22 protein-coding genes and 2 riboswitches are annotated in these 21,269 nt (G+C 68.5%); of the genes, 8 read left to right on the plus strand and 14 right to left on the minus strand.

Features of this window, described 5'->3' with window-relative positions; all coding sequences use genetic code 11:
- Positions 1-60 precede the first annotated feature (60 nt).
- From gcvH to RZE79_RS12005, 6 genes are all read right to left on the minus strand, one after another.
- Entirely contained in the window at positions 61-432 is a 372-nt protein-coding gene (gene gcvH, locus RZE79_RS11980) for a glycine cleavage system protein GcvH (protein WP_153284863.1), read from the minus strand.
- Positions 433-503: 71 nt separating this feature from the next.
- Complete coding sequence (gcvT, locus tag RZE79_RS11985) at positions 504-1,679, minus strand: glycine cleavage system aminomethyltransferase GcvT (RefSeq protein ID WP_319360570.1); 1,176 nt, start codon at positions 1,677-1,679, stop codon at positions 504-506.
- A 47-nt stretch (positions 1,680-1,726) separates the two neighbouring features.
- A riboswitch (glycine riboswitch) is annotated at positions 1,727-1,831 on the minus strand.
- Between the two features lie 12 nt (positions 1,832-1,843).
- Positions 1,844-1,934, minus strand: a riboswitch (glycine riboswitch).
- Positions 1,935-1,983: 49 nt separating this feature from the next.
- Positions 1,984-2,661 carry an N-acetylmuramoyl-L-alanine amidase gene (locus RZE79_RS11990; protein WP_319360571.1) on the minus strand — a complete coding sequence of 226 codons (678 nt, stop codon included), beginning with the start codon at positions 2,659-2,661 and terminating at the stop codon, positions 1,984-1,986.
- A 94-nt stretch (positions 2,662-2,755) separates the two neighbouring features.
- Positions 2,756-3,292, minus strand: coding sequence for a hypothetical protein (locus tag RZE79_RS11995; RefSeq protein WP_319360572.1), 537 nt, complete (start codon positions 3,290-3,292; stop codon positions 2,756-2,758).
- Positions 3,293-3,388: 96 nt separating this feature from the next.
- The gene (locus RZE79_RS12000) at positions 3,389-3,868 is read right to left on the minus strand and encodes a hypothetical protein (RefSeq protein WP_319360573.1); all 480 of its coding nucleotides are present in this window, start codon (positions 3,866-3,868) and stop codon (positions 3,389-3,391) included.
- A 249-nt stretch (positions 3,869-4,117) separates the two neighbouring features.
- Positions 4,118-5,311: an MFS transporter gene (locus tag RZE79_RS12005; RefSeq protein WP_319360574.1), complete on the minus strand. Its 1,194-nt coding sequence runs from the start codon at positions 5,309-5,311 to the stop codon at positions 4,118-4,120.
- Between the two features lie 109 nt (positions 5,312-5,420).
- Here RZE79_RS12005 and RZE79_RS12010 point away from each other — a divergent pair, with 109 nt between their 5' ends.
- Positions 5,421-6,206 (plus strand): helix-turn-helix transcriptional regulator, encoded by a 786-nt coding sequence (locus RZE79_RS12010; RefSeq protein ID WP_319360575.1) that lies wholly within the window; start codon positions 5,421-5,423, stop codon positions 6,204-6,206.
- 63 nt (positions 6,207-6,269) lie between these two features.
- Here RZE79_RS12010 and RZE79_RS12015 read toward each other — a convergent pair whose 3' ends face one another.
- The 4 genes from RZE79_RS12015 to denD form a co-directional block, all read right to left on the minus strand.
- Positions 6,270-7,547, minus strand: coding sequence for a TRAP transporter large permease (locus RZE79_RS12015; RefSeq protein WP_153284856.1), 1,278 nt, complete (start codon positions 7,545-7,547; stop codon positions 6,270-6,272).
- Complete coding sequence (locus RZE79_RS12020; RefSeq protein ID WP_056573882.1) at positions 7,544-8,038, minus strand: TRAP transporter small permease; 495 nt, start codon at positions 8,036-8,038, stop codon at positions 7,544-7,546. Before RZE79_RS12020 ends, RZE79_RS12015 begins: the two co-directional genes overlap by 4 nt.
- A gap of 115 nt (positions 8,039-8,153) precedes the next feature.
- Positions 8,154-9,125 carry a TRAP transporter substrate-binding protein gene (locus tag RZE79_RS12025; protein ID WP_319360576.1) on the minus strand — a complete coding sequence of 324 codons (972 nt, stop codon included), beginning with the start codon at positions 9,123-9,125 and terminating at the stop codon, positions 8,154-8,156.
- A 71-nt stretch (positions 9,126-9,196) separates the two neighbouring features.
- Entirely contained in the window at positions 9,197-10,213 is a 1,017-nt protein-coding gene (gene denD, locus RZE79_RS12030; RefSeq protein WP_319360577.1) for a D-erythronate dehydrogenase, read from the minus strand.
- 66 nt (positions 10,214-10,279) lie between these two features.
- On the opposite strand from denD, the gene RZE79_RS12035 reads away from it, so the two are divergent.
- Positions 10,280-11,353: a hypothetical protein gene (locus RZE79_RS12035; protein ID WP_319360578.1), complete on the plus strand. Its 1,074-nt coding sequence runs from the start codon at positions 10,280-10,282 to the stop codon at positions 11,351-11,353.
- 55 nt (positions 11,354-11,408) lie between these two features.
- Here RZE79_RS12035 and RZE79_RS12040 read toward each other — a convergent pair whose 3' ends face one another.
- Positions 11,409-13,112, minus strand: a complete 1,704-nt coding sequence (locus RZE79_RS12040) for an electron transfer flavoprotein-ubiquinone oxidoreductase (RefSeq protein ID WP_319360579.1) — start codon at positions 13,110-13,112, stop codon at positions 11,409-11,411.
- Positions 13,113-13,253: 141 nt separating this feature from the next.
- Between RZE79_RS12040 and RZE79_RS12045 the strand changes: the two genes are divergently transcribed.
- From RZE79_RS12045 to RZE79_RS12055, 3 genes are read left to right on the plus strand one after another with little or no spacing between them, the layout of a single operon-like run.
- Complete coding sequence (locus RZE79_RS12045; RefSeq protein ID WP_319360580.1) at positions 13,254-14,036, plus strand: SDR family oxidoreductase; 783 nt, start codon at positions 13,254-13,256, stop codon at positions 14,034-14,036.
- A 59-nt stretch (positions 14,037-14,095) separates the two neighbouring features.
- On the plus strand, positions 14,096-14,944 hold the full coding sequence (locus RZE79_RS12050; protein ID WP_319360581.1) for a DMT family transporter: 849 nt from the start codon (positions 14,096-14,098) through the stop codon (positions 14,942-14,944).
- Complete coding sequence (locus RZE79_RS12055) at positions 14,941-15,363, plus strand: acyl-CoA thioesterase (protein ID WP_319360582.1); 423 nt, start codon at positions 14,941-14,943, stop codon at positions 15,361-15,363. The genes RZE79_RS12050 and RZE79_RS12055 overlap by 4 nt, the downstream gene beginning before the upstream one ends.
- Before the next feature lie 16 nt (positions 15,364-15,379).
- Here the strand turns inward: RZE79_RS12055 and RZE79_RS12060 are convergent, their stop codons facing one another.
- Positions 15,380-16,738, minus strand: a complete 1,359-nt coding sequence (locus RZE79_RS12060; RefSeq protein ID WP_319360583.1) for a HAMP domain-containing sensor histidine kinase — start codon at positions 16,736-16,738, stop codon at positions 15,380-15,382.
- Positions 16,735-17,409: a response regulator transcription factor gene (locus RZE79_RS12065; protein ID WP_056573854.1), complete on the minus strand. Its 675-nt coding sequence runs from the start codon at positions 17,407-17,409 to the stop codon at positions 16,735-16,737. Before RZE79_RS12065 ends, RZE79_RS12060 begins: the two co-directional genes overlap by 4 nt.
- A gap of 178 nt (positions 17,410-17,587) precedes the next feature.
- On the opposite strand from RZE79_RS12065, the gene RZE79_RS12070 reads away from it, so the two are divergent.
- The 3 genes from RZE79_RS12070 to RZE79_RS12080 are packed head-to-tail and all read left to right on the plus strand — an operon-like array spanning position 17,588 to position 20,639.
- The gene (locus RZE79_RS12070) at positions 17,588-18,256 is read left to right on the plus strand and encodes a phosphatase PAP2 family protein (protein WP_319360584.1); all 669 of its coding nucleotides are present in this window, start codon (positions 17,588-17,590) and stop codon (positions 18,254-18,256) included.
- Positions 18,243-18,818: a phosphatase PAP2 family protein gene (locus RZE79_RS12075; protein WP_319360585.1), complete on the plus strand. Its 576-nt coding sequence runs from the start codon at positions 18,243-18,245 to the stop codon at positions 18,816-18,818. The genes RZE79_RS12070 and RZE79_RS12075 overlap by 14 nt, the downstream gene beginning before the upstream one ends.
- A 57-nt stretch (positions 18,819-18,875) precedes the next feature.
- Positions 18,876-20,639, plus strand: a complete 1,764-nt coding sequence (locus tag RZE79_RS12080) for a phosphoethanolamine--lipid A transferase (protein ID WP_319360586.1) — start codon at positions 18,876-18,878, stop codon at positions 20,637-20,639.
- A gap of 25 nt (positions 20,640-20,664) precedes the next feature.
- On the opposite strand, the gene RZE79_RS12085 is transcribed toward RZE79_RS12080, so the two are convergent.
- Entirely contained in the window at positions 20,665-21,246 is a 582-nt protein-coding gene (locus RZE79_RS12085) for a peroxidase-related enzyme (protein WP_319360587.1), read from the minus strand.
- Positions 21,247-21,269: the final 23 nt, after the last annotated feature.

Below are 21,269 nucleotides of genomic sequence, written 5' to 3' on the forward strand. Positions count from 1 at the left end.
GGCGGTGAAGGCTCGGGGGGAAGGAACGAAGGTGCGAAGAAACTGCTGCGGTTCAGCGGATCAGGATTCGGCGGCGAACTTGTCGTAGGTGGCCGCGTCGAGCAGGGCGTCGAGCTGCGCGGGCTCGCTCAGCTTGACCTTGAAGAACCAGCCGGAGGCCAGCGGGTCGCTGTTGGCCAGCGACGGGTCGGCGCGCAGCGCTTCGTTCACTTCGGTGATCTCGCCCGACACGGGCATGAACACATCGGCGGCGGCCTTCACCGACTCGACCACACCGGCGACCTCGCCCTGTGCGAAGGTCTTGCCGACTTCGGGCAGGTCGACGAACACCACGTCGCCCAGCGCGTCCTGCGCATGCACGGTGATGCCGACGGTGGCGGCGCCGCCTTCAGCCGCCACCCATTCGTGGTCCTTGGTGTATTTGATGCTCATGAAAAAACTCCTCGTGGAAAAAATGGAATCGGGGTGCAGAGCCTAGCCGGGTCTGCGGTGTTCAGTGGCGGTCAGCCGCGGTAGTAGCGCGTCGGCACGAAAGGCATCGTCGACACCTCCATCGGCACCGGCTTGCCGCGCACGATGGCCTGCACGCGCGTGCCGGGCTCGGCAAAGGCAGCAGCCACGTAGCCCATGGCGACGCAGCGGTCGGCTGTGGGGCCGAGCAGGCCGCTGGTGACGGTGCCGATGTCCTGGCCTTCGAGCGATTGCAGCAGCGTGCCGTCGCGCACCGGAATGCGCTCCAGCGCCACGAGGCCGACGCGCTTGCGCGTGAGCGTCTCGTGGTCGGTGTGGCCGGCCGCACCCGAGGCGACGGCGGCCAGTTGGGCCAGCACCTTGGCCGCGCCCGGAAAGCCGCCTTCGCGCGCACCGCCGGCGCGGCGCACCTTCTGGATCGCCCAGTTAAGCGAGGCTTCGACCGGGGTGGTGGTGGTGTCGATGTCGTTGCCGTACAGGCACAGGCCGGCTTCGAGCCGCAGCGAGTTGCGCGCGCCCAGGCCGACAGGCTTCACTTCGGGCTGCGCGAGCAGCAGGCGGGCGAGGGCGTCGGCGTCCTTGCCGGCCACCGAGATCTCGAAGCCGTCTTCGCCGGTGTAGCCGCTGCGGGTGACGAAGGCGGGGATGCCGCCGATCTGCACCGCGCCGCCCGTCATGAACACGAAGCGCTCGATGCCGGGCGACAGGCGCGCCAGCGTGGCCGCAGCCTGCGGGCCCTGCAGCGCGAGCAAGGCGTGGTCGGGCAGGGGCTGCACCTCGCAGCGCGCGCCGATCTTCTGCTGGATGTGGGCGATGTCGGCCACCTTGCAGGCGCCGTTGACGATCACGAAGAGCGAACCGTGGCCTTCGTTGAAGAACATCAGGTCGTCGAGGATGCCGCCCTCGTCGTTCAGCAGCAGACCGTAGCGCTGCTTGCCGGCCGGCAGGTCGACCACGTCGACGGGCATCAGGGTTTCGAAGGCGGCGGCGGCGTCGGGGCCGACGAGGCGCAGCTGGCCCATGTGCGAGATGTCGAACAGGCCGGCCGCATCGCGCGTGTGCTTGTGCTCGGCCATCAGGCCGGCGGGGTACTGGACCGGCATCGAATAGCCGGCGAAAGGCACCATGCGCGCGCCGAGCTCCACGTGGAGGTCGTACAGCGGTGTCTTGAGAAGTTGGGCGTCGGAGGAAGCGGAAGAAGCAGCCACGGGGCACTCCAAAGGGGCAGTCGAAATCCATGGCTGCAACGCCACGGGCCACCCCTGCTGTCCGCTTTACCTGAGAGATTCGCCCCACGATCGGGGTTTGCTCCTTCGGTGGGCCGCATGCAATGCCACGGCCTCTCTCCAGCAAGGAAACGCCGGTGGTGGCCGGCGTCTTGTCAGTCCTTTTGCCTGAGCGTTCGGGGATCCCCTGCGCCTTCGGCGGCCCCGTCATGCGGGGCTCTCTCCTGACCCGGCGAGTGTAGTGGATCGCGGGGCCGGGGCTGGTGTCGAAGTGCTCGTGGGGGCCTCAGGTGTGGCAGCACCCCAGCGCCTCGGACGCCGGCAGTTCAGAGAGCGGCTTGGCGGAAGCGACCGCCACGGGAATGGCATCGGCCTCGCCATTCAGCACCAGATGCTTGAAGCGCTCCCAATCGAACAAGGTGCCGGGGTCGGTGCGGCGGTCCGGGTCCAGCTTGGCATGCGAGACCACGTGGGCGAGGTTGGGGTACTTGGCCCAGCAATGGCGAACGATGCGGGCCGTGATTTCGACTTGCCAAGGGGAGAACGGGTCGAGCTCCTGCTTGTTCACGACCTCGATGCCAAGCGACCAGTGGTTGACGCGCTTGGCGCCGTCGTTCACATCGGGATGCGAGGCCGCATTGCGCACGTGCCATGCCGCGAGCGCCTCCGGCACGCAGGCCCAGACGAGTTCGCCGTGCTGGTCCTCATCTTCATCGGGAACCAGCCAGTGGAACGAGGCGGCATCGGTCGGCTTTTTCATCACCGAGATGGCGCCGGCAGACGACCCACCGGCCGTTGCGTGAATGACCACCGTGGTGATGCCCATGATCGGATCGACCGATCGCTTCGTCGTGCACGTCGGCCAGTAGGGCTGCACGCCGGGGTACCACGGCTCGTTGAGGGAGACTTCGCCCGGTCGTTTCGACTTGGGAAGCGTGAAGTGATAGCTCTTCGGACTCGGCATGCTGAACCTCCTTGTTTTGGGAGTTGGGTTCTAGCAAGCAGCCCTGGGGGCCCGCGTCCCCTGGTTGAGGGATGGCGACCCGCAGCCGCCAGGTTCAGTGCACGGTTTCGGCCAGCGGCAGCAGCTTGTCGATGCGCTCGCGCAGCGAGTCGGCGCGCTCGGGGCCGGCGGCCTTCTCGATCTCGGAGAGCATCAGCGCAGCGATGGTCAGCATGGCCTCGCGGTCGCGCGCCTCGCGCAGGGCGTCGCGCATCTGGTTGGCGAAGCGCGGGTCGCGGCGCACGAACATGCGCTCGCAGATGTCGAACAGGAACATGCGCGTGGTGGCCAGCGAGCGCTTGCCGTCGAAGCTGTCGGCCGAGGTGGCGACCTGGATCGGCTCGGCGGTCGGAGCGGACGTGGGAACGGGCGGCGGTTGGACCGGCACCGGCCGCGCGTCCTGGAGGTAGCCGCGCTGCATCAGGCCCTGGATCGCCTGCTCGGCCTCGCCGCGGCTCGGGAAGAGCGGACTGAAGTCGGTCAGCGAGCGCCGCCCGTCGGCCATGAGCAGCAGGGCGCGCTCACGCTGGCTGAGCGTGCGCTGCCCGGCCTGGAGTTCGTCGCGGGCCTTCTCGGTCTTGGTGGGGAACATGGCAGCCACAGCTTTCGGAGGTCGAAGGCTGCAGCATCGTTGCAAGTGGTGACACCTTCGTGAACCATTTGCCTTACAGGGAAATGGCGGCGCGGATCAGTTGCCCGCGCTGTTTTCCTTGCGGATCAGCCAGCGCGTGCCCATGCGTTGCAGCTCGAGCGTCTTGCGGTCGGTTTCGGTCAGCGCATCGGCGCGATAGACCTGCCGGAACTCCGCGCTGGCCGACGTGCCCTGGATGCTGATCACCAGCCCCTCGATGCCCACGCTGATGCGCGACTTGCCCGTGATGCGGGCGCGCCGGTCGGCCTCCCAGCGTTCGCGGGTCTGGCCGCGCGCGGGGGTGAAGTCGGGCGCATAGGCGGCGAGGTAGCGCTCGACATCGCGCGCGGACCAGGCCGCCGCCCAGGCGCGCACCGCGGCTTCCACTTCAGCGAGATGGGCGACGGGGCTCGCGGCGACGACGGGTGCTGCCGCCGACGACGGCACAGGCGCGGCGGCCGGTGGGGCCGCGAGACCGGCCGTGGCCAGCAGGCCGATGGCTGCGAGGCTGCAACCTTGGGCGGCGATTCGATGCATGGCGTCCTTCTCCTTCCTCTTTCCTTCTTCTTGTCTGTCAGGCTCGACGTCGAAGCTTGCGTCGATTCTGGCAGTGAAAGAGGGCGCGCGCGGCGTTGAATGGCCCACGGATTTCGGTGGTCCGTTGTTCAGGCGTGTGCACAGGACACCGGGTACTTCTCTCCGCGAATGTCCCCCGCCTTCGGCTCCTCCTTGATTTCGCTGCGAGAAGCACCCAGTGTCCTGCGCACGAGAGGCGCGGGGTTGGGGTCAGGCCGCAGCAGCCTCGCCCGCCATCACCTGCACCGTGCGGTTGCGAAGCCGCAAGGCCAGCACGGTCGCAACGCACAGCACGCACAACACCACCGTGAGCGTCACGCCGAGCCCGCGTGCGTCCGACAGCAGGCCGAACAGCGGCGACACCAGCCCGCCGACCGAGAGCGCGAGGCCGAGCGTGATGCCGCTGGCGGTGGCCGGGTTGCGCGGCAGGTAGTCCTGCGCGAGCGTCACCTGCGCGGCGAAGGGCAGGAACATGCTCATGCCGAGCCACGCGGTGCAGGCCAGCGCTGCGCCCGGGGTCGACGCGAGCACGAGGCCCGCCATCGCCGGCAGCGCGAGCAGATAGCCGCAGCGAATCGTGCCCATGCGCCCGACGCGATCCCCGAGCCAGCCGCCGGCCAGCGTGCCCACGGCACCCGCTGCAGTGAAGGCGGTGAGCGCCGCGGCGCCCTGGAAGGTGGTGCCGTGCAGGTCGCGCGTGATGCGCAGCGAGAGCATCGACAGCACCGTGACGTACGGGATCGACCAGCCCACGATGGTCGCGACCAGCAGGCTGAAGGCGCGCCAGTCGTTGTGCGGTTTCAGCACCTGGGCGCGGGCCTGTGCGACGCGCGCCGCCGCGGCTGCCGCGTGGCTGGCGACGGCACCGCGCCGCGCGTTCACCGCGATCCACACCACGCCCATCGCCACCGCAGGAATGCCCAGCAGGTAGCTGCGCGACAGGCTGCCGCCGCCGACCACCGTGGCCGCCAGCACGGGCGCGAACGAGGCGCCGATGGTGCCGCCCACCGAGAACACGCTCATCGCTTTCTGCGACGCGCCGCCGGCCGCGCGCGCCGCCACGGTGGCGGGCGGGTGGTAGGCCGCGATGCCCAGCCCGCACAGCGCGACCGCGATCCAGGTCAGCAGGTAGCTCTGGCTCAGGCCCGCCAGCACCACGCCCAGCGCCGCCACCAGGAAGCCCACGGGCACCAGCCAGGCGCGCGGGTGGCGGTCGGCGTACAGGCCGAACAGCGGCTGCACCACGCTCGACAGCCCGGTGGCCGCCAGCATCAGGCCGCTCACGGCCGTGTAGCTGTAGCCACGCTCCAGCACCATGAAGGGCAGCAGCGCGGGCACGAGGCCCTGGTAGAGGTCGTTGACGGCGTGGGTGCCGGTGAGCAGCCCGAGTCGGCACGTGTTCATTCGATGGCTTCTTTCTTCGATGTCCGATGGGAGAAAAAGAGGGTGAAAAGCCATCGTAGAAAGACACGGAAAGATGTTCTCGCTATGAATGTGCAAACATCGTCGTGAAATGGACAAACTGAACTTGCGCCCCGAAGAAGGCGAATCGACCCCGCGCGCCGTGGCCGTGCTCGCCACCGATCCGGCGGGCGACGCCTTCATTCCGCCGCACGCACACCGTCGCGGCCAGCTCATCCACGCGATCTCGGGCGTGATGATGGTCAGCGCCGCGGCCGGCAGCTGGGTGGTGCCGCCGGGGCGCGGCGTCTGGGTGCCGCCCGGCATGACGCACCAGCTGCGCATGGCGGGCGAGGTCAAGATGCGCACCGTCTTCGTCGAGCCCGGCACGCGCGCCGACCCGGGCACCGACTGCCGCGTGATCCATGTGGGGGCGCTGTTGCGCGAGCTGATCGTCGCGGCCGTGTCGCTGCCGCTCGACTACGCGCCGGGCGGGCGCGACGAGCGCGTGATGGAGCTGATCCTCGACGAGATCGAGGCTGCGCCCGCGCTGTCGCTGCATGTGCCGATGCCGCGCCACGCGCGCCTGGCCGCGCTGTGCGAAGCGCTCATCCGCGACCCCGCGCAGCCCGCCACGCTCGACGGCTGGGCGGTGCGGTTGCACATGAACGCGCGCACGCTGGCGCGGCTGTTCGAACGCGAGACCGGCATGACCTTCGGTGCGTGGTGCCGCCAGGCGCGGCTGCTGCTGAGCCTGCCGCGGCTGGCCGCGGGCGCGTCGATCCTGGAGGTGGCGCTGGCGCACGGCTACGAGAGCCCGAGCGCCTTCACCGCGATGTTCCGCCGCACGCTCGGCGTGCCGCCGAGCCAGTACCTGCAGCAGGAGCCGAAGCGCTGAAACGACACGGCGGGCGGCCCGCGAAGGCCGCCCGCCGTGTGCGGGTGGGCGTGGTGCCTGTGTCTACCGGCTGTAGACCAGGTCGCGCAGCGACAGCGAGACCCAGGGCACGTACGTGATGATGAGCAGGCAGCCCAGGATCACCAGCACGAACGGGATCAGGTGCCTCACGATCCGGTCGAGCGAGATGCGCGCCACCGTACAGGCCGCGAACAGGTTCACGCCGAAGGGCGGGGTGATCATGCCCAGCGCCAGGTTCACCACCATGATCAGGCCGAAGTGCACCGGGTCGACGCCGAAATGCACCGCCACCGGCGCAAGGATCGGCGCCAGCACGATGATGGCCGCGCTGGTCTCGATGAACATGCCGATCACGAACAGCGCCGCGTTCACGCCCAGCAGGAACATCGCGGGCGACTTCAGCACGTCCTGCAGCCAGTGGCCGATGGCGTCGGGCACGCCGGCGCGCGTGATCAGGAACGCGAACAGGCCGGCGTTGGCGATGATGAACATGATCACCGCCGACGACAGCACCGACTTGCGCAGGATCGCGAACAGGTCGGTGATCTTGATCTCGCGGTAGATCACCATGCCCACGACGAGCGCGTAGAACACCGCCACCGCCGAGGCTTCGGTCGGCGTGAAGATGCCGCCGTAGATGCCACCCAGGATGATCACCGGCATCAGCAGTGCCCAGCCGGCCTGCCACAGCGCACGCCCGAAAGGCATGCGGCCGTCGCCGTCGGTCTTGCCCCAGCCCTTCCACTTGCAGTAGACCCACACGAAGAGCATGAGCGCCCCGCTGATCAGGATGCCGGGGCCGAAGCCCGCGATGAACAGCTCGCCGATCGAGACTTCGGCGCTCACGCCGTACAGGATCATCGGAATCGACGGCGGAATGATCACGCCCAGCTCGGCGCTCGTGGCCTGCAGCGCCGCCGCGTACGACGTCGGGTAGCCGTGCTTGATGAGCGCCGGGATCAGGATGGCGCCAATGGCGAAGGTGGTGGCCACCGACGAGCCCGACACCGCCGCGAAGATCATGCAGGTCAGCACGCAGGTCATCGGCAGGCCGCCCTGCACGCCGCCCACGATGCTCTTGGCGAACTCGACCAGTCGGCGCGAGATGCCACCGGTTTCCATCAGGTTGCCGGCCAGGATGAAGAACGGAATGGCCGCCAGCGGAAACTTGTTGATCGAATTGAACATCTCCTTCACGGAGATCAGCATGTTGGCGTTGGTGACCTGGATGCCCAGGATCGACGCCAGACCGATGGACACGGCCACGGAAACCGACAGTGCGAAGCAAAGCACCATCGTTGCAACCATCACGACGCTCATTGCGCGGTCTCCAGCTCAAGCCGCTTGGGATCGAGAAAATTGCCGGCAATGCCGAACAGACAGAACACGGAACCGACGGGCAGCGCCAGGTAGGCCCACACCATCGACAGGCTTTCGAGGCCGGCCATCGACTGCACGCGCCCGCGCATCGCGTAGTCCCAGCCCCACCACAGAATGACCAGCATCAGCGCCAGTGCGGCCAGCGCCACCACGGCGTCGAGCACGCGGCGCACGCGCGGCGAACTCCAGCGGTAGAGCACGTCGACGCTGACCATCGCGCCTTGGCGGAAGGCCATCGGAATGCCCAGGAACACCATCCAGATCAGGCTCACGCGGATCAGGATCTCGCTCCATTCGGCGGGTTGCTCCAGCACGAAGCGGGTGACGATCTGGAACACGCCCAGCGCCGAGGCGATCACCAGCATCAGGCAGGCTGCGACCATCGACACGCCGGTGGTCCAGCGCTCGATGCCGAGGAATTTATCTTTCATACACAACAGCTCGCATGGTTCGGTTTTTTCGGTTTCTTCGGGTTCTCAACGAAAAAAGCCCGCCAGACAAAGCTGGGCGGGCATCGACGCTGTCAGGAGGACAGCCGCCGGGGAGTTACTTGAAGTTGCGGATCTTGTCCAGGTTGGCCTTGCCGAAGTCCTTTTCGAACTGGGCATTGACTGGCGTCAGCGCCGCCACGAACTTGGCCTTGTCGACGTTGTCGATCACGGTCATGCCCTTGGCGCGCAGGTCAGCCACGCCCTTGGCGTCGTCTTCGTCCACGCGCGCACGGTTGGCCTTGGTGCCTTCCTTGGCGGCGTCGAGGAAAGCCTGCTTGTCGGCCGCGCTGAGCTTGTCGAAGGTGCCCTTGTTCATCACGAAGATGCAGGGCGAGTAGACGTGGCCGGTCAGCGAGAGGTGCTTTTGCACCTGGTCGAACTTGGCCGAGATGATCACCGGCAGCGGGTTCTCCTGGCCGTCGACCGTGCCCTGCTGCAGCGCCGTGAACACCTCGGGGAAGGCCATCGGCGTGGTCACGATGCCGAAGCCCTTGTAGGCGGCGATGTGCACCGGGTTTTCCATCGTGCGCATCTTCAGGCCCTTGAGGTCTTCGGGGCCCTTCACGTCGCGCTTGCTGTTGGTCATGTGGCGGAAGCCGTTTTCGGCCCACGCCAGCGCCTTGAAGCCCTTGGCGTCGAACTTGGTCAGCATCTCCTGGCCGATGGGGCCGTCGAGCACGGCGCGCGCATGCGCCTTGTCGCGGAACAGGAAGGGCACGTCGAGAATCTTGGTCTCGGGCACGAAGTTCGGGATCGGGCCGGTCGAGGAGAAGGCCAGTTCCTGGGTGCCCAGCTGCACCGCTTCGATCGACTCGCGTTCACCGCCGAGCGCGCCGTTGTAGAAGGTCTGGACCTTGTAGCGGCCGCCCGTGCGCTTTTCGACTTCCTTGGCGAAGGTGTCGATGGCCACGCCCTGGTGCGAGTTCTGCGCGGTGGAAATGCTGATCTTCATGGTCGTCTGCGCAAAAGCGGCGCAGGCCATGCCCATGCCCAGAACCAGGCCGGCGGCCAGTCGGGTCAACTTCATTTGTCTGTCTCCTCGGGTGAAAAAAGGGGGCGCGCAAAACAGCCTGAGACCGGTTTCACGCAAAGAATTGACTATGCACGAATAAGCAGTTTCACCGCGTCGGGACTTTCACGGACGTAGGCGCGAATTACCGCGTCGAAGCTCTCGTCGGACGCCAGGCCCAGGGCCCGGGCGCGCGGGGTGTCGAAGCGGCCCGGCCAGGTCTTCACGATGCGGCCGATGGTGGCGTCGGGTGTGCGGTCGAGCAAGTCCGTGGCGGCGCGGCCGGCCACGCGTTCGAGCGCAGCGGCCATCTCGCCCACGGTGGTGGCCAGCGACGGCAGGTTGAGCGCGGTGCGCGGGCCCCAGTCGGCATCGCCGGCCTCCGCGGCGCGCACGATGCCTTCGATGGTGCGGGCCGGCGAGGCGATGGCCACGGGCGTCTCGTCGGGCACCGGGCAGGCCGCGCGCAGGCCGGCGAGCGGCTCGCGGATCATGCCGCTGAAGAAGCCCGAGGCCGCGCCGTTGGGCTGGCCGGGCCGCACGCTCACCGTCATGAGGCGCACGCTGCGCCCCTGCACGAAGCCCTTGCGCGTGTAGTCGGCCACCAGCTGCTCGCCGATGAATTTCTGGATGCCGTAGCTGGTCTGCGGCGTGGGCAGCGTGTGGTCGTCGATGAGCGCGGGCAGCGGCTGCTCGGGCGAATCGCCGAACACGGCGAGCGAACTGGAGAACACCAGCACCGGCCGCGTGCCGAGCGCGCGCAGCTTCTCGAGCAGGCCGTGCGTGGCGGCGAAGTTGCTGCGCATGCCGAGGTCGAAGTCGGCCTCACATTCGCCGCTGACGGCGGCTGCGAGATGGAACACCGCGTCGGCCTCGCGCCAGAAGGTGGCGCCGTCGTCGGCCAGCTGGGCGTTGAGATCGCCCGTGGCGGCTGCGATGCGCGCATCGGCCACGAGGTCTGCGGGCGGCGCCACGCGGTCCACGAGGGTGATGCGTTCGATGTCCCGTTCGGTCGCGCCCGCGAGCGAAAGCCGGCCGCGCGCCAGCAGGGTGCGCGCCAGGCGCGCGCCGAGGAAGCCGGCGCCGCCGGTGATGACGATGTGCATGAGTTCCTGTCTCCTTGTGTCCTTGCCTCGCGAGGATAGCGTCGGCGGGTGTCGCACAATTTGCGCATGCCCATGCTGCCTCCCGATCTCCTTGCCACCCTGCGTTTGCCTGTGCTGCAGGACGCCGACCTCGACACCCAGGCTTCCTTCTTCAAGCGGCCGGAGGTCCGCGGGCTCTACTTCGAGGTGGTGGAGGGCGCGGCGAAGGACGAGGTGCTGCGGGCCGCCGTCGCGCAGTTCGGCGACCTGCATCCGCACCGGGCCGCGTTGCTGGCGGTGTTCTGCGGCGCGCTGGTCGAGAACGGCGCCGATCCGCAGCTCATGTTCGACGCCGTGCGGCAGCTGGCGGGGCGCCTGCTGGCGTCGCTGGCGCCGTACTGCGCGGCGCAGCCGGACGAACCCGACGAGGACGACGAGGGGGAGGAGGGCGAACCGCAGGACGGGCAAGCACTCGCCGCCTGGCAGGCCGCCGAAGCGGCGCTCGCGTCGCTGTCGCCGCCGGCGCGTTTCGAGGTCGATGCGCGCCAGCGCGCGGTCGACCTGCTGGTGCTGCCGCTCATGACCATGGTGGTGCGCGATGTGCGCAACCACCAGTCGCTGGTGGCGGACGAAGGCCTGCTCGCGCACGTCGAGGCGATGTACGCCAACGACTCGCTGCCCTTCGAGGCCTTGCACTTCCTGCGCGCTGCAGCTCTGCTGTCGTACGAGGACGAGCTGGTGGTTTTGCTGCCGGCGTCGCGCGCGGGCATGGTCGTTCGCGCCCAGGGCCTCAACAACAACTTCCACGCCTTCACCCTGCTGCAGGACCTGATGGAAACGCACGCCCAGACGCTGGGCATCCGGCAGCCGCCGCGCACGCGCCGCGACGGCGACAGCGATGCCGCCTCGTTCCTCTGGCTGCAGGCGACCGCCTACGCCAAGGGCGAGCTGGTGGACCGCATGGCGTGGTCCTGGGGGGAAGGCACGCTGCGCGAGAACGCGCGCAGGCAGGGCCGGCTGGTGCTCGTCGCGCTGGAGACGGACGACAAGCCCGCGCGCGGCTGGAACGGGTTCACCCACGTGCTGCACGCCGAGCAGAACCCGCAGGTGTCGCTGGTGCACTTCCTCACGCCCGACGAGGTCGCCGCGTACCTCGCCTGACGCGCCATGAAAAAAGCCCTCCGAAGAGGGCTTGCATGCATCGATGCGGCGGGGCTTACATGCCCACGTAGTTCGGACCGCCGCCGCCTTCGGGCGTGACCCAGACGATGTTCTGCGTCGGGTCCTTGATGTCGCAGGTCTTGCAGTGCACGCAGTTCTGCGCGTTGATCTGCAGGCGCTCCTTGCCGGCGCTGGCTTCGTCGGGCACGAACTCGTACACGCCGGCCGGGCAGTAGCGGCTTTCGGGGCCGGCGAACTTGGCGAGGTTGATGTTGACCGGCACCGACGCGTCTTTCAGCGTCAGGTGGGCGGGCTGCTGCTCTTCATGGTTCGTGTTGCTGATGAACACGCTCGACAGGCGGTCGAAGGTGAGCTTGCCGTCCGGCTTCGGATAGACGATGGGCTTGCACTCGGCGGCCGGCTTCAGGTACTGGTGATCGGGCTTGTTGCGGCGCAGGGTCCATGGAATGTGGCCCTTGAGCAGCCACTGCTCGACGCCGTTCATGAGCGTCGCGATGCCCAGGCCCTTCTTGAACCAGGCCTTGAAGTTGCGCGCCTTGTTCAGCTCGGTGTAGAGCCAGCTCTTCTCGAACGCGGCGGGGTAGGCCGTGAGTTCGTCGTGCTGGCGGCCGGCCATGACCGCGTCGAACGCGGCCTCGGCGCACAGCATGCCGGTCTTGATGGCGGCGTGGCTGCCCTTGATGCGGCTCACGTTGAGGTAACCGGCTTCGCAGCCGACCAGCGCGCCGCCCGGGAACACCGTCTTGGGCAGCGACATCAGGCCGCCGGCCGTGATGGCGCGCGCGCCGTAGCCGATGCGCTTGGCGGGCTTGATGCCCTTGGCTTCGTCGCCCTCGAGGTACCAGCGGATGTTGGGGTGCAGCTTCCAGCGCTGCATTTCCTCGAACGGGCTCAGGTACGGGTTGCTGTAGTCCAGGCCCGTGATGAAGCCCATCGTGACCTTGTTGTCCTCCATGTGATAGAGGAACGCGCCGCCGTAGGTGTCGCTCTTCATCGGCCAGCCGGCCGTGTGCAGCACGAAGCCGGGCTGGTGGCGCTTGGGATCGATTTCCCAGACTTCCTTGACGCCCAGGCCGTAGGTCTGCGGGTCGCGGCCTTCGTCGAGCTTGAACTTCGCGATGAGCTGGCGGCCCAGGTGGCCGCGCGCGCCTTCGGCAAACACTGTGTACTTGCCCAGCAGCTCCATGCCGAGCTGGAAGTTCTCGGTGGGCTCGCCGTCCTTGCCGACGCCCATGTTGCCGGTGGCGACGCCGCGCACCGAGCCGTTCTCGTTGTAGAGCACTTCGGCGGCCGGGAAGCCCGGGAAGATTTCCACGCCGAGGTTCTCGGCCTGCTGCGCCAGCCACTTGGTGAACGCACCCAGGCTGATGATGTAGTTGCCGTGGTTCTGGAAGCAGGCCGGCAGGAACGCGTTGGGCGTGCGCAGGCCCGACTTCTCGCCGAGGAACACCATGGCGTCGTCGGTCACGGGCTGGTTCAGCGGCGCGCCGAGTTCCTGCCAATCGGGCAGCAGTTCGTTGAGCGCGCGCGGGTCCATGATGGCGCCCGACAGGATGTGCGCGCCGGGCTCGGAACCCTTCTCGAGCACCACGACGGAGATTTCCTTCTCCTGCTGGGCGGCGAGCTGCTTGAGGCGGATCGCGGTCGAGAGGCCGGCGGGGCCGCCGCCGACCACGACCACGTCGTATTCCATGGCTTCGCGAGGGCCGAACTGGGCGAGGATTTCGTCGTGCGTCATGTGGGTTGGGTCGATAATGATTTTTAGAGGCGCGGGGGCGTCCCGGTTCGCCGGGCATTTTATGCGGCGTCCGGCGGTGCTCCTTGTCGCCCGCAGGCGAGGCGCCCTGCGTCACCTGCGCGACTCCACAGGATTCTGCCCATGGCTTACAGCATCGATCTCTCCGGCCGCGTGGCCTTCGTCACCGGCGCCTCCAGCGGACTGGGCGCCCAGTTCGCGAAAACGCTGGCCCGTGCCGGCGCCGCCGTGGTGCTGGCCAGCCGCCGCGTCGAGAAGCTCAAGGAGCTGCGCGCGCGCATCGAAGGCGAGGGCCACGACGCCCACGTGGTCGAGCTCGACGTGACCGACATCGGCAGCATCAAGGCCGCCGTGGCGCGCGCCGAAACCGAAGTCGGGCCCATCGACGTCCTGGTCAACAACTCGGGCGTGAGCACCACGCAGCGCCTGCAGGACGTCACGCCCGAGGACTACGACTACATCTTCGACACCAACGTGAAGGGTTCCTTCTTCGTCGCGCAAGAGGTCGGCAAGCGCATGCTGGCGCGCGCCCAGGGCACCGCGCCGGGCACCTACATCGGCGGACGCATCATCAACATCGCGTCGTCGGCGGCGCTCAAGGTCATGCCGCAGATCGGCGCGTACTGCATGAGCAAGGCCGCGGTGGTGCAGATGACCAAGGCCATGGCGCTCGAATGGGGCCGCTTCGGCATCAACGTGAACGCGCTGTGCCCGGGCTACATCACGACCGAGCTCAACGAGGAGCACTGGAGCACCGAGCGCGGCGCCAAGCTGGTCGGCATGCTGCCGCGCAAGCGCGTGGGCAAGCCTGAAGACCTCGATGGCCTGATCGTGCTGCTGGCCAGCGGCGAGAGCCATTTCGTGAACGGCGCGGTCATCGCGGCCGACGACGGGTTCGCACTCTGAGCCCGCGGGCGTGGATCGGCATTGCGGCCGGGCTGGCTGCGGGCGCGCTCTGGGGCCTGGTGTTCGTGGCGCCGCGCATGGTCGGGCACTTCGGCATGGTCGACATCACAGCGGCGCGCTTCGCGGTGTTCGGTGCGGTGTCGGCGCTGGCGGTGTTCGCGCGGCCTGCGGCGATGCGCTGGCCCACGGGCCGGCAGGCGCTGGCGGCGCTTGGCCTCAGCGTGCTGGGCTTCAGCGGGTACTACCTGCTGCTGGCCTTTGGCATCGCAGCGGCGGGCACCGAGGTGCCCAGCCTCATCATCGGCACGATTCCCGTCTGGATGATGCTGCTGGGCCGGCCCGCGGGCCTGCACATGCGGGCCTTGCTGCCCGGCCTGCTGCTCACGGGCGCGGGCATCGCACTGATGATCTGGGGCGCGTGGTCGACGCAGCATGGCGGTGGCGGCGGCGGTGCGCGCTTCGGCTGGGGCATCGCGCTGGCGCTGGCCGCGATGGTGAGCTGGACGGTCTACGGCCTGCTCAACGCCGCCTGGCTGCAACGGCACCGCGAGGTGCACGCGGCCGACTGGGCCAACTGGCTCGGCATTGCGACCGGCCTCGGCGCCTTGCTGCTGTGGGCGGTGGCGGGCAGCGATGTCGCCACGCTGCAGTCTCAGCCCGAGGGCATGCTCTTCATCTGGGTTGCATTGGCGAGCGGCTTCGGCTCGTCGTGGCTCGCAACCATCCTCTGGAACGTCGCCAGCCAGCGCCTCTCGGCCAGCCTGTGCGGCCAACTGATCGTGAGCGAGACGCTGTTCGCCTTGTTCTACTCTTTCCTCTGGGACGGCCGCTGGCCGCAGGCCACCGAGTGGCTGGCGGCGGCGCTGTTTGTCCTGGGCATCCTCGCATCCATCAAGGCCCACCGATGAGAATCGAAATCCCCGAAAAGAAGAAGCTCGTGTTCGAAATGTCGATCCCCATCCGCTGGGGCGACATGGACGCCATGGGCCACCTGAACAACGGCACCTACTTTCGCTACCTCGAGACCGCGCGCATCGACTGGATCCGCTCGCTCGGCGTGGAGCCCACGCCGGGCGGCGAGGGCATGGTGATCGTCAACGCCTTCTGCAACTTCTACCGGCAGATCGAGTACCCGGGCAACGTGCGAATCAAGATGTACGTGAGCGACCCGGGACGCACTACGTTCGAAAGCTGGGCCACCATGGTCCGCGAAGACGCGCCCGACGTGCTCTGCGCGGCCGGCGGCGCCACCACCATCTGGGTCGACTTCCCGAAGCAGAAGGCGCTGCCGCTGCCCGACTGGCTGCGCGAGATCGTCAGCGACTGAGCCTGGCGAAACAGGCTCAGGCCGGCTGCAGCACGATGCGCGCCTCGAAGCCGCGCGCCATGCCGGGCGGCGGCGAGGCCAGCTCCAGTGTCGCGTTGTGCTTCTCGACGATGGTGCCCACGATCGACATGCCCAGGCCGTAGCCGGCGCGGTCCGAGCCATGGCGCACATGGCGCTGGTGCAGCGACTCCAGCTGTTCGGCGCTGACACCCGGGCCCGCATCGCGCACCACGAGCACGCAGGGCGCCGCCACTTCGATCGTCACGCGGCCGTCGCCGCTGTAGCGCAGCGCGTTCTCGACGAGGTTGCGCAGCGCGATCGCCAGCGCGTCGACGTCGCCGAAGGCCACGGGCGCCGCGCTGTCGGGCACCCTGAGCTTCAGGCGTTCGTTGGTCTGCGGGTCTTGCCAGAACTCCTGCGCCACCGTGCCCGCCAGCTGCACGAGGTCGACCCGCGCCCGCGTGAGCGAGGCGCCCGATTCGGCGCGCGACAGCTGCAGCAGCTTCTCGGTGCGGTGGCTGAGCATCTGCAGCGCCTGCAGCGCGCCTTCGACGTCGGTGCGCTTCAGGTCGTGGTCGAGCGCGGTCTGCAGCCGCAGGCGCGCGGCGGCCAGCGGCGTGCGCAGCTCGTGCGCGGCGTTGGCGGCCAGCGCGCGCTCCACGTCGAGCGACTGCGACAGCCGCTCGAGCAGGCGGTTGACATGGTCGCCCACCGCGCGCAGTTCCTGCGGCAGGCCGGGCAGGGTGATCGGGCGCAGGTCGGTGCCGCTGCGCTTCTCGATCTCGGCGGCCAGCTGCTGCAGCACGCGCAGTTCGGTGCGCGCCACGCGCCGCAGCACCAGTGCCAGCAGCGGCAGCACCGCGCCCAGCGGGATGATCAGACCGAACAAAGTGCGGTTCAGCGCGCGGCGGCGCTCGTCGAGCGGATCGGCCACCTGGAAGTACAGGCCGAGCGTGGGGTGCCGCACGGTGTAGATGCGCCAGGTCTGGTTGTTGGCGAAGCCGGCGGCCAGCGGCACGTCGAAGGCGTCGTTGGGCGCCTCGGCCGAGCGCAGCAGCACGTGCTCGTGCACGTCGACCACCTGGTACAGCACGGCGTCTTCGGAGAACAGCTGCTTGGGCGCAATGAGCGGTGCGTCCCGCGTGCCGTTCTCGCGATGCTGCTTCAGCTTGTCGAGTTCCTGCACCGCCATGTCGAACATGCGGTGCGACACCTCCACCAGCTCGTTGTCGAAGTTGTGGTTGATCTCGCGGTCCACGTACCAGACCACGGCGAACACGCACAGCAGCCACACGCCGCCGACCCACAGGATCAGCGTGCGCGTGAGGCGCCCGGCGAGCGAATCGCGGCGGTCGCGAAGGAGGGCGCCGCTCATTCCTCGTCGTCCGCCGAGAACGACAGCCGGTAGCCCAGGCCGCGCAGCGTCTGGATGTGGCTGCGCCCAAGCTTGCGCCGCAGCCGGCTGATGAACACCTCGAGCGTGTTGCTGTCGGCCTCGTCGCCGAAGCCATAGAGCGCATCGGCCAGGTTGTCGCGCGTGTGGATGCGTTCGGGCCGCGTGGCCATCACGCGCAGCAGCGCCCATTCCTTCTGCGTGAGCACGACAGGTATGCCGTCCTTGCGCACGCGGTCGTGGGCCAGGTCGATCTCCAGCGTGCCCAGCTGCAGCACCGGCGAGGTGTTGGCGCTGCGCCGGCGCTCCACGGCGCGCAGCCGCGCGAGCAGCTCGGCCGGGTCGTAGGGCTTGATGAGGTAGTCGTCGGCGCCGGCATCGAGGCCGCGGATGCGGTCGGTGACCTGGTCGCGCGCCGTGAGCACGATGACGATCGGTGGCTCGCGCAGCGCACGCACCTGGGGCAGCAGCGAGAGGCCGTCGCCGTCGCCCAGGTGCAGGTCGAGCAGCACCGCTGCGTACTGCACCGACAGCAGCGCACCGCGCGCTTCGGCCAGGCTGGGGGCCACATCGACGACGAACGCCTTGGCGACCAGGTAGCTGCAGACCGCGTCTGCCAACGAACTGTCATCTTCGACCAGCAAGATTCGCACGCGGTGGCCTTACAAAAACTCGAAGTCTAGCGTCGCCTCCCTGGCCGTTGCGTCAGGAATCGTTCAGGTTGCTTCAGACGGGGTTCATCCTGCGTGCGTAGGCTCGCGCCCAGTCTGTTCCGAGGCCTGTTTCTTCATGTTCCGTCGTTTCCCGAACCTCCGTCCCGGAGTCCTGACCTTGCTTGCTCTGGCCTTGTTGATGACCTGGGATGCGCTCGGCGGCGACCTGCCGCTGGCCCGCCTGGCCGGCACGCCGATGGGCTTTCCGTGGCGCGACAACCCCTTCCTGGTCCACGTGATGCACGAGGGCGCCAAGAACCTGAGCTGGCTGCTGCTCGTCGGCCTGTTCGCCGCCATCCGCTGGCCCGTGGGCGTGCTGCGCCGGCTGCCCACCGCCGCGCGCGTGCAGCTGGCGCTGAGCGTGCTGGCCTCGGTGCTGGCCGTGAGCCTGCTCAAGCACGCGAGCGACACCAGCTGCCCCTGGGACCTGAAGGAATTCGGCGGCGTGGCGCGCCACGTATCGCACTGGGCCTGGGGCCTGCGCGACGGCGGACCGGGCGGCTGCTTCCCGGCCGGCCATGCCTCGGCGGCCTTCGCCTTCATCGGCGGCTACTTCGTGCTGCGGCACGTGGCGCCGCGCGCGGCCCTCGCGTGGCTCGGCACGGCGCTGGTCGCCGGCCTCGTGCTCGGCGTGGCGCAACAGCTGCGCGGCGCGCACTACATGAGCCACACGCTGTGGACCGCCTGGGTCTGCTGGACGGTCGGCTTTGCCATCGAGCTGGCGGTGACGCGCCGCCGGAAACCTCTTCCCACCGAACGCACTGCGCCCCTGCATGCAAGCCCTTGATTTCGCCCTGTTCAGCTGGATCAACGCCTCGGCCTCCGCGCCGGCGTGGAGCATCCGCTTCGCGGTCTTCGCGTCCGATGTATTGCCGACGCTGCTGGCACTGTCGATCACCGCTGCCGCGGCCTTCGACCGCCGCTGGCGCCATGCCTTTTTCACCGCGCTCGTCAGCGTGATCGTGGTGTGGCTGGTGGTGAACGTGTTCCGTTCGCTGCTGCCGTTTCCGCGGCCCGCGTTCTACGGCCTGGGCATCCAGTGGGTGCCGCAGGGCGCGCGCCCGGGCTTTCCGAGCCTGCATGCGGCTGGCACCTTTGCCGCGGCCTTCTCGCTGTGGTGCCTGCCGTGGCGCACGCCCATGCGGCTGGCGCTCGTGGCGGCGGTGGTGGTGGCCTGGAGCCGGCTGTACCTGGGCCTGCACTTTCCGACCGACGTGACGGCCGCCGCGATCCTGGCGGCGCTGGTCGCGATCGTGGTGGAGCGTGGCATCAGCCGCCCCGCCGGCCGTGCGGTGTCGCGCAGCCCGCGCCTGCGGCTGCTGCGCCGCGCGCGCATCGGCCGAGCCTGAACGCGCGCTGAATGAAGTATTCAGGCTCTCTTCAGACACGTTGCCTACAGTGGCGACATGTCTGTTTCGCGTCTCGACACCGCGCTGTTTGCGCGTGCCATCCACCGCTCTGAATCCGGTCCCGCGCCGCTGTCGGATGCCGGCGCCGACGCCACCCTGTGGCAACGCATCGACCGCCGGATCTCGCAGCCCCGCTCGACCCGGCAGGTGATCGTCTGGCTGAGCCTGTACCTTGGCCTCGCGGCCAACTGGCCGCTGTTGAACGACCTGGCCCGCCTGGGCGGCGCGCCCAGCACCTACCTGCCGACCGTCGTCGCCCTGGGGCTGCTCACCTTCTGCGGCACCGTCGCGATGCTCTCGCTCACGGCCTGGTCGCGCTGGATGAAGCCGCTGTGGCTGGCCGTGGTCGTGATCGCCGCGGTGGCGCAGCACTACATGCTCCAGTACCGCGTGGTGATGGACCCGAGCATGATCGCCAACGCATTCCAGACCGACCCCAATGAAGCGCGCGACCTGCTGAGCGGGCGCATGGCCTTCAATGTGCTCGTGGTGGTGCTGCCCGCGGCCTGGGCCTTGTGGCGTGTGCGCATCGTGCCGATGGGGCTGCTGTCGCACGCCTGGCGCAACGCGTTGCTGCTGGTGCTGGCCGCGGTCGTGGCCGTGGGAACGGGCGTGGCCATGAACCGGCAGCTCGCGCCGCTGATGCGCAACAACGTGCACCTGCGCTACATGATGAACCCGATCGCCAGCCTCTACTCGGCCGGCGCCGTGGTGCTCAAGCCGATGTTCAAGCGCAGCAGCAAGCTGATCCCGATCACCGCCGGCACCGCGCTGGGGCCGAGCTACGCGGCGCAGAAGCGGCCGCCGCTGTTCGTGGTGGTGGTGGGCGAGACCGCGCGCGCCGATCACTTCGGCCTGAACGGCTACGCCCATGACACCACGCCCGAGCTTGCGAAGCGCAACGTGCTGAGCTACCGCGAGGTGCGCTCGTGCGGCACCAACACGCTGGCCTCGGTGCCCTGCATGTTCTCGCCCCTGGGCAAGAGCGGCTACGAGTCGCGCAAGGACGAGTACGAGAACCTCATGGACGTGCTGCAGGCCTCGGGCCTGGCGGTGTTCTGGCTCGACAACCAGGCCGGCTGCAAGGGCGTGTGTGAGCGCGTTCCGAATGCGTCGGCCTTCGACGGCCTCGACGCCGCCACGAAGAAGTCGCTGTGCGACGGCGAAGAGTGCCTCGACGACGTGATGCTCAAGGGCCTCGACGCGCGCATCGCCGCACTGCCGGCGGAGCGCCGCGCCAAGGGCATCGTGCTCGTGATGCACCAGATGGGCAGCCACGGCCCGGCCTACTACAAGCGCTCGGCGCCCGAGCTGAAACGCTTCGCACCGGAGTGCAAGACCAACGCGCTGGCCGAGTGCGCGCATGCCGAGCTGATGAACGTCTACGACAACTCGATCGCCCAGACCGACCACTTCCTCGGCCAGACCATCGACTGGCTCCAGGCCCAGTCGAAGCAGTACGACCCGGCGCTGCTCTACATGAGCGACCACGGCGAGTCACTGGGCGAGTACGGGCTGTTCCTGCACGGCGTGCCGTACAGCTTCGCGCCCGACGCGCAGAAGCACGTGCCCCTGGTCACGTGGTTCGGCGACGGCATGAGCGAACGCCGCAAGCTCTCGCGCGCATGTATGGAAGCGGGCCTGGACGCACCGCTCACGCACGACAACCTCTATCACACGGTGCTGGGCCTCATGGACGTGACCACGCCCACCTACAGGCCCGCGCTTGACGCGCTGGCCTCGTGCCGCGGCAAGGCCTGAGTCCGCTGCGGCAACCGTCGTCGTCTTATTTCTTCTCGCGCGGCAGCCGGCCCATCAGGAAGAACTCCGGGTTCGGCTGCATGCCGCTGAAGCTGGCCAGCCGGTTGCTCAGGCCGAAGAAGGCCGTGATGGCCGCGATGTCCCAGATGTCCTCGTCGTCGAAGCCGTGCGCGTGCAGCGGCCCGAAGTCGCGGTCGTCGATCTCGTGCGAGCGCTCGCAGACCTTCATCGCAAAGTCGAGCATCGCGCGCTGACGCTGCGTGATGTCGGCCTTGCGGTAGTTCACCGCCACCTGGTCGGCCACCAGCGGTTTCTTCTCGTAGATTCGCAGCAGCGCGCCATGTGCCACCACGCAGTACAGGCATTGGTTGGCCGCGCTGGTGACCGTGACGATCATCTCGCGGTCGCCCTTGGTGAGCGAGCCTTCTTCCTTCAGCATCAGCGCGTCGTGGTACGCGAAGAAGGCGCGCCATTCGGCGGGGCGGCGCGCAAGGCCGAGGAACACGTTGGGCACGAAGCCGGCCTTTTCCTGCACGGCGAGGATCGCGGTGCGGATGTCGTCGGGCAGGTCTTTCAGTTCGGCGAGGGGGTAGCGGGCGGCGGTCATGTCTTTGTCTCCTGGGTGGAATG

It is taken from the genome of Variovorax sp. EBFNA2, from assembly GCF_033802765.1.
GTDB classification, from domain to species: domain Bacteria; phylum Pseudomonadota; class Gammaproteobacteria; order Burkholderiales; family Burkholderiaceae_C; genus Variovorax; species Variovorax paradoxus_H.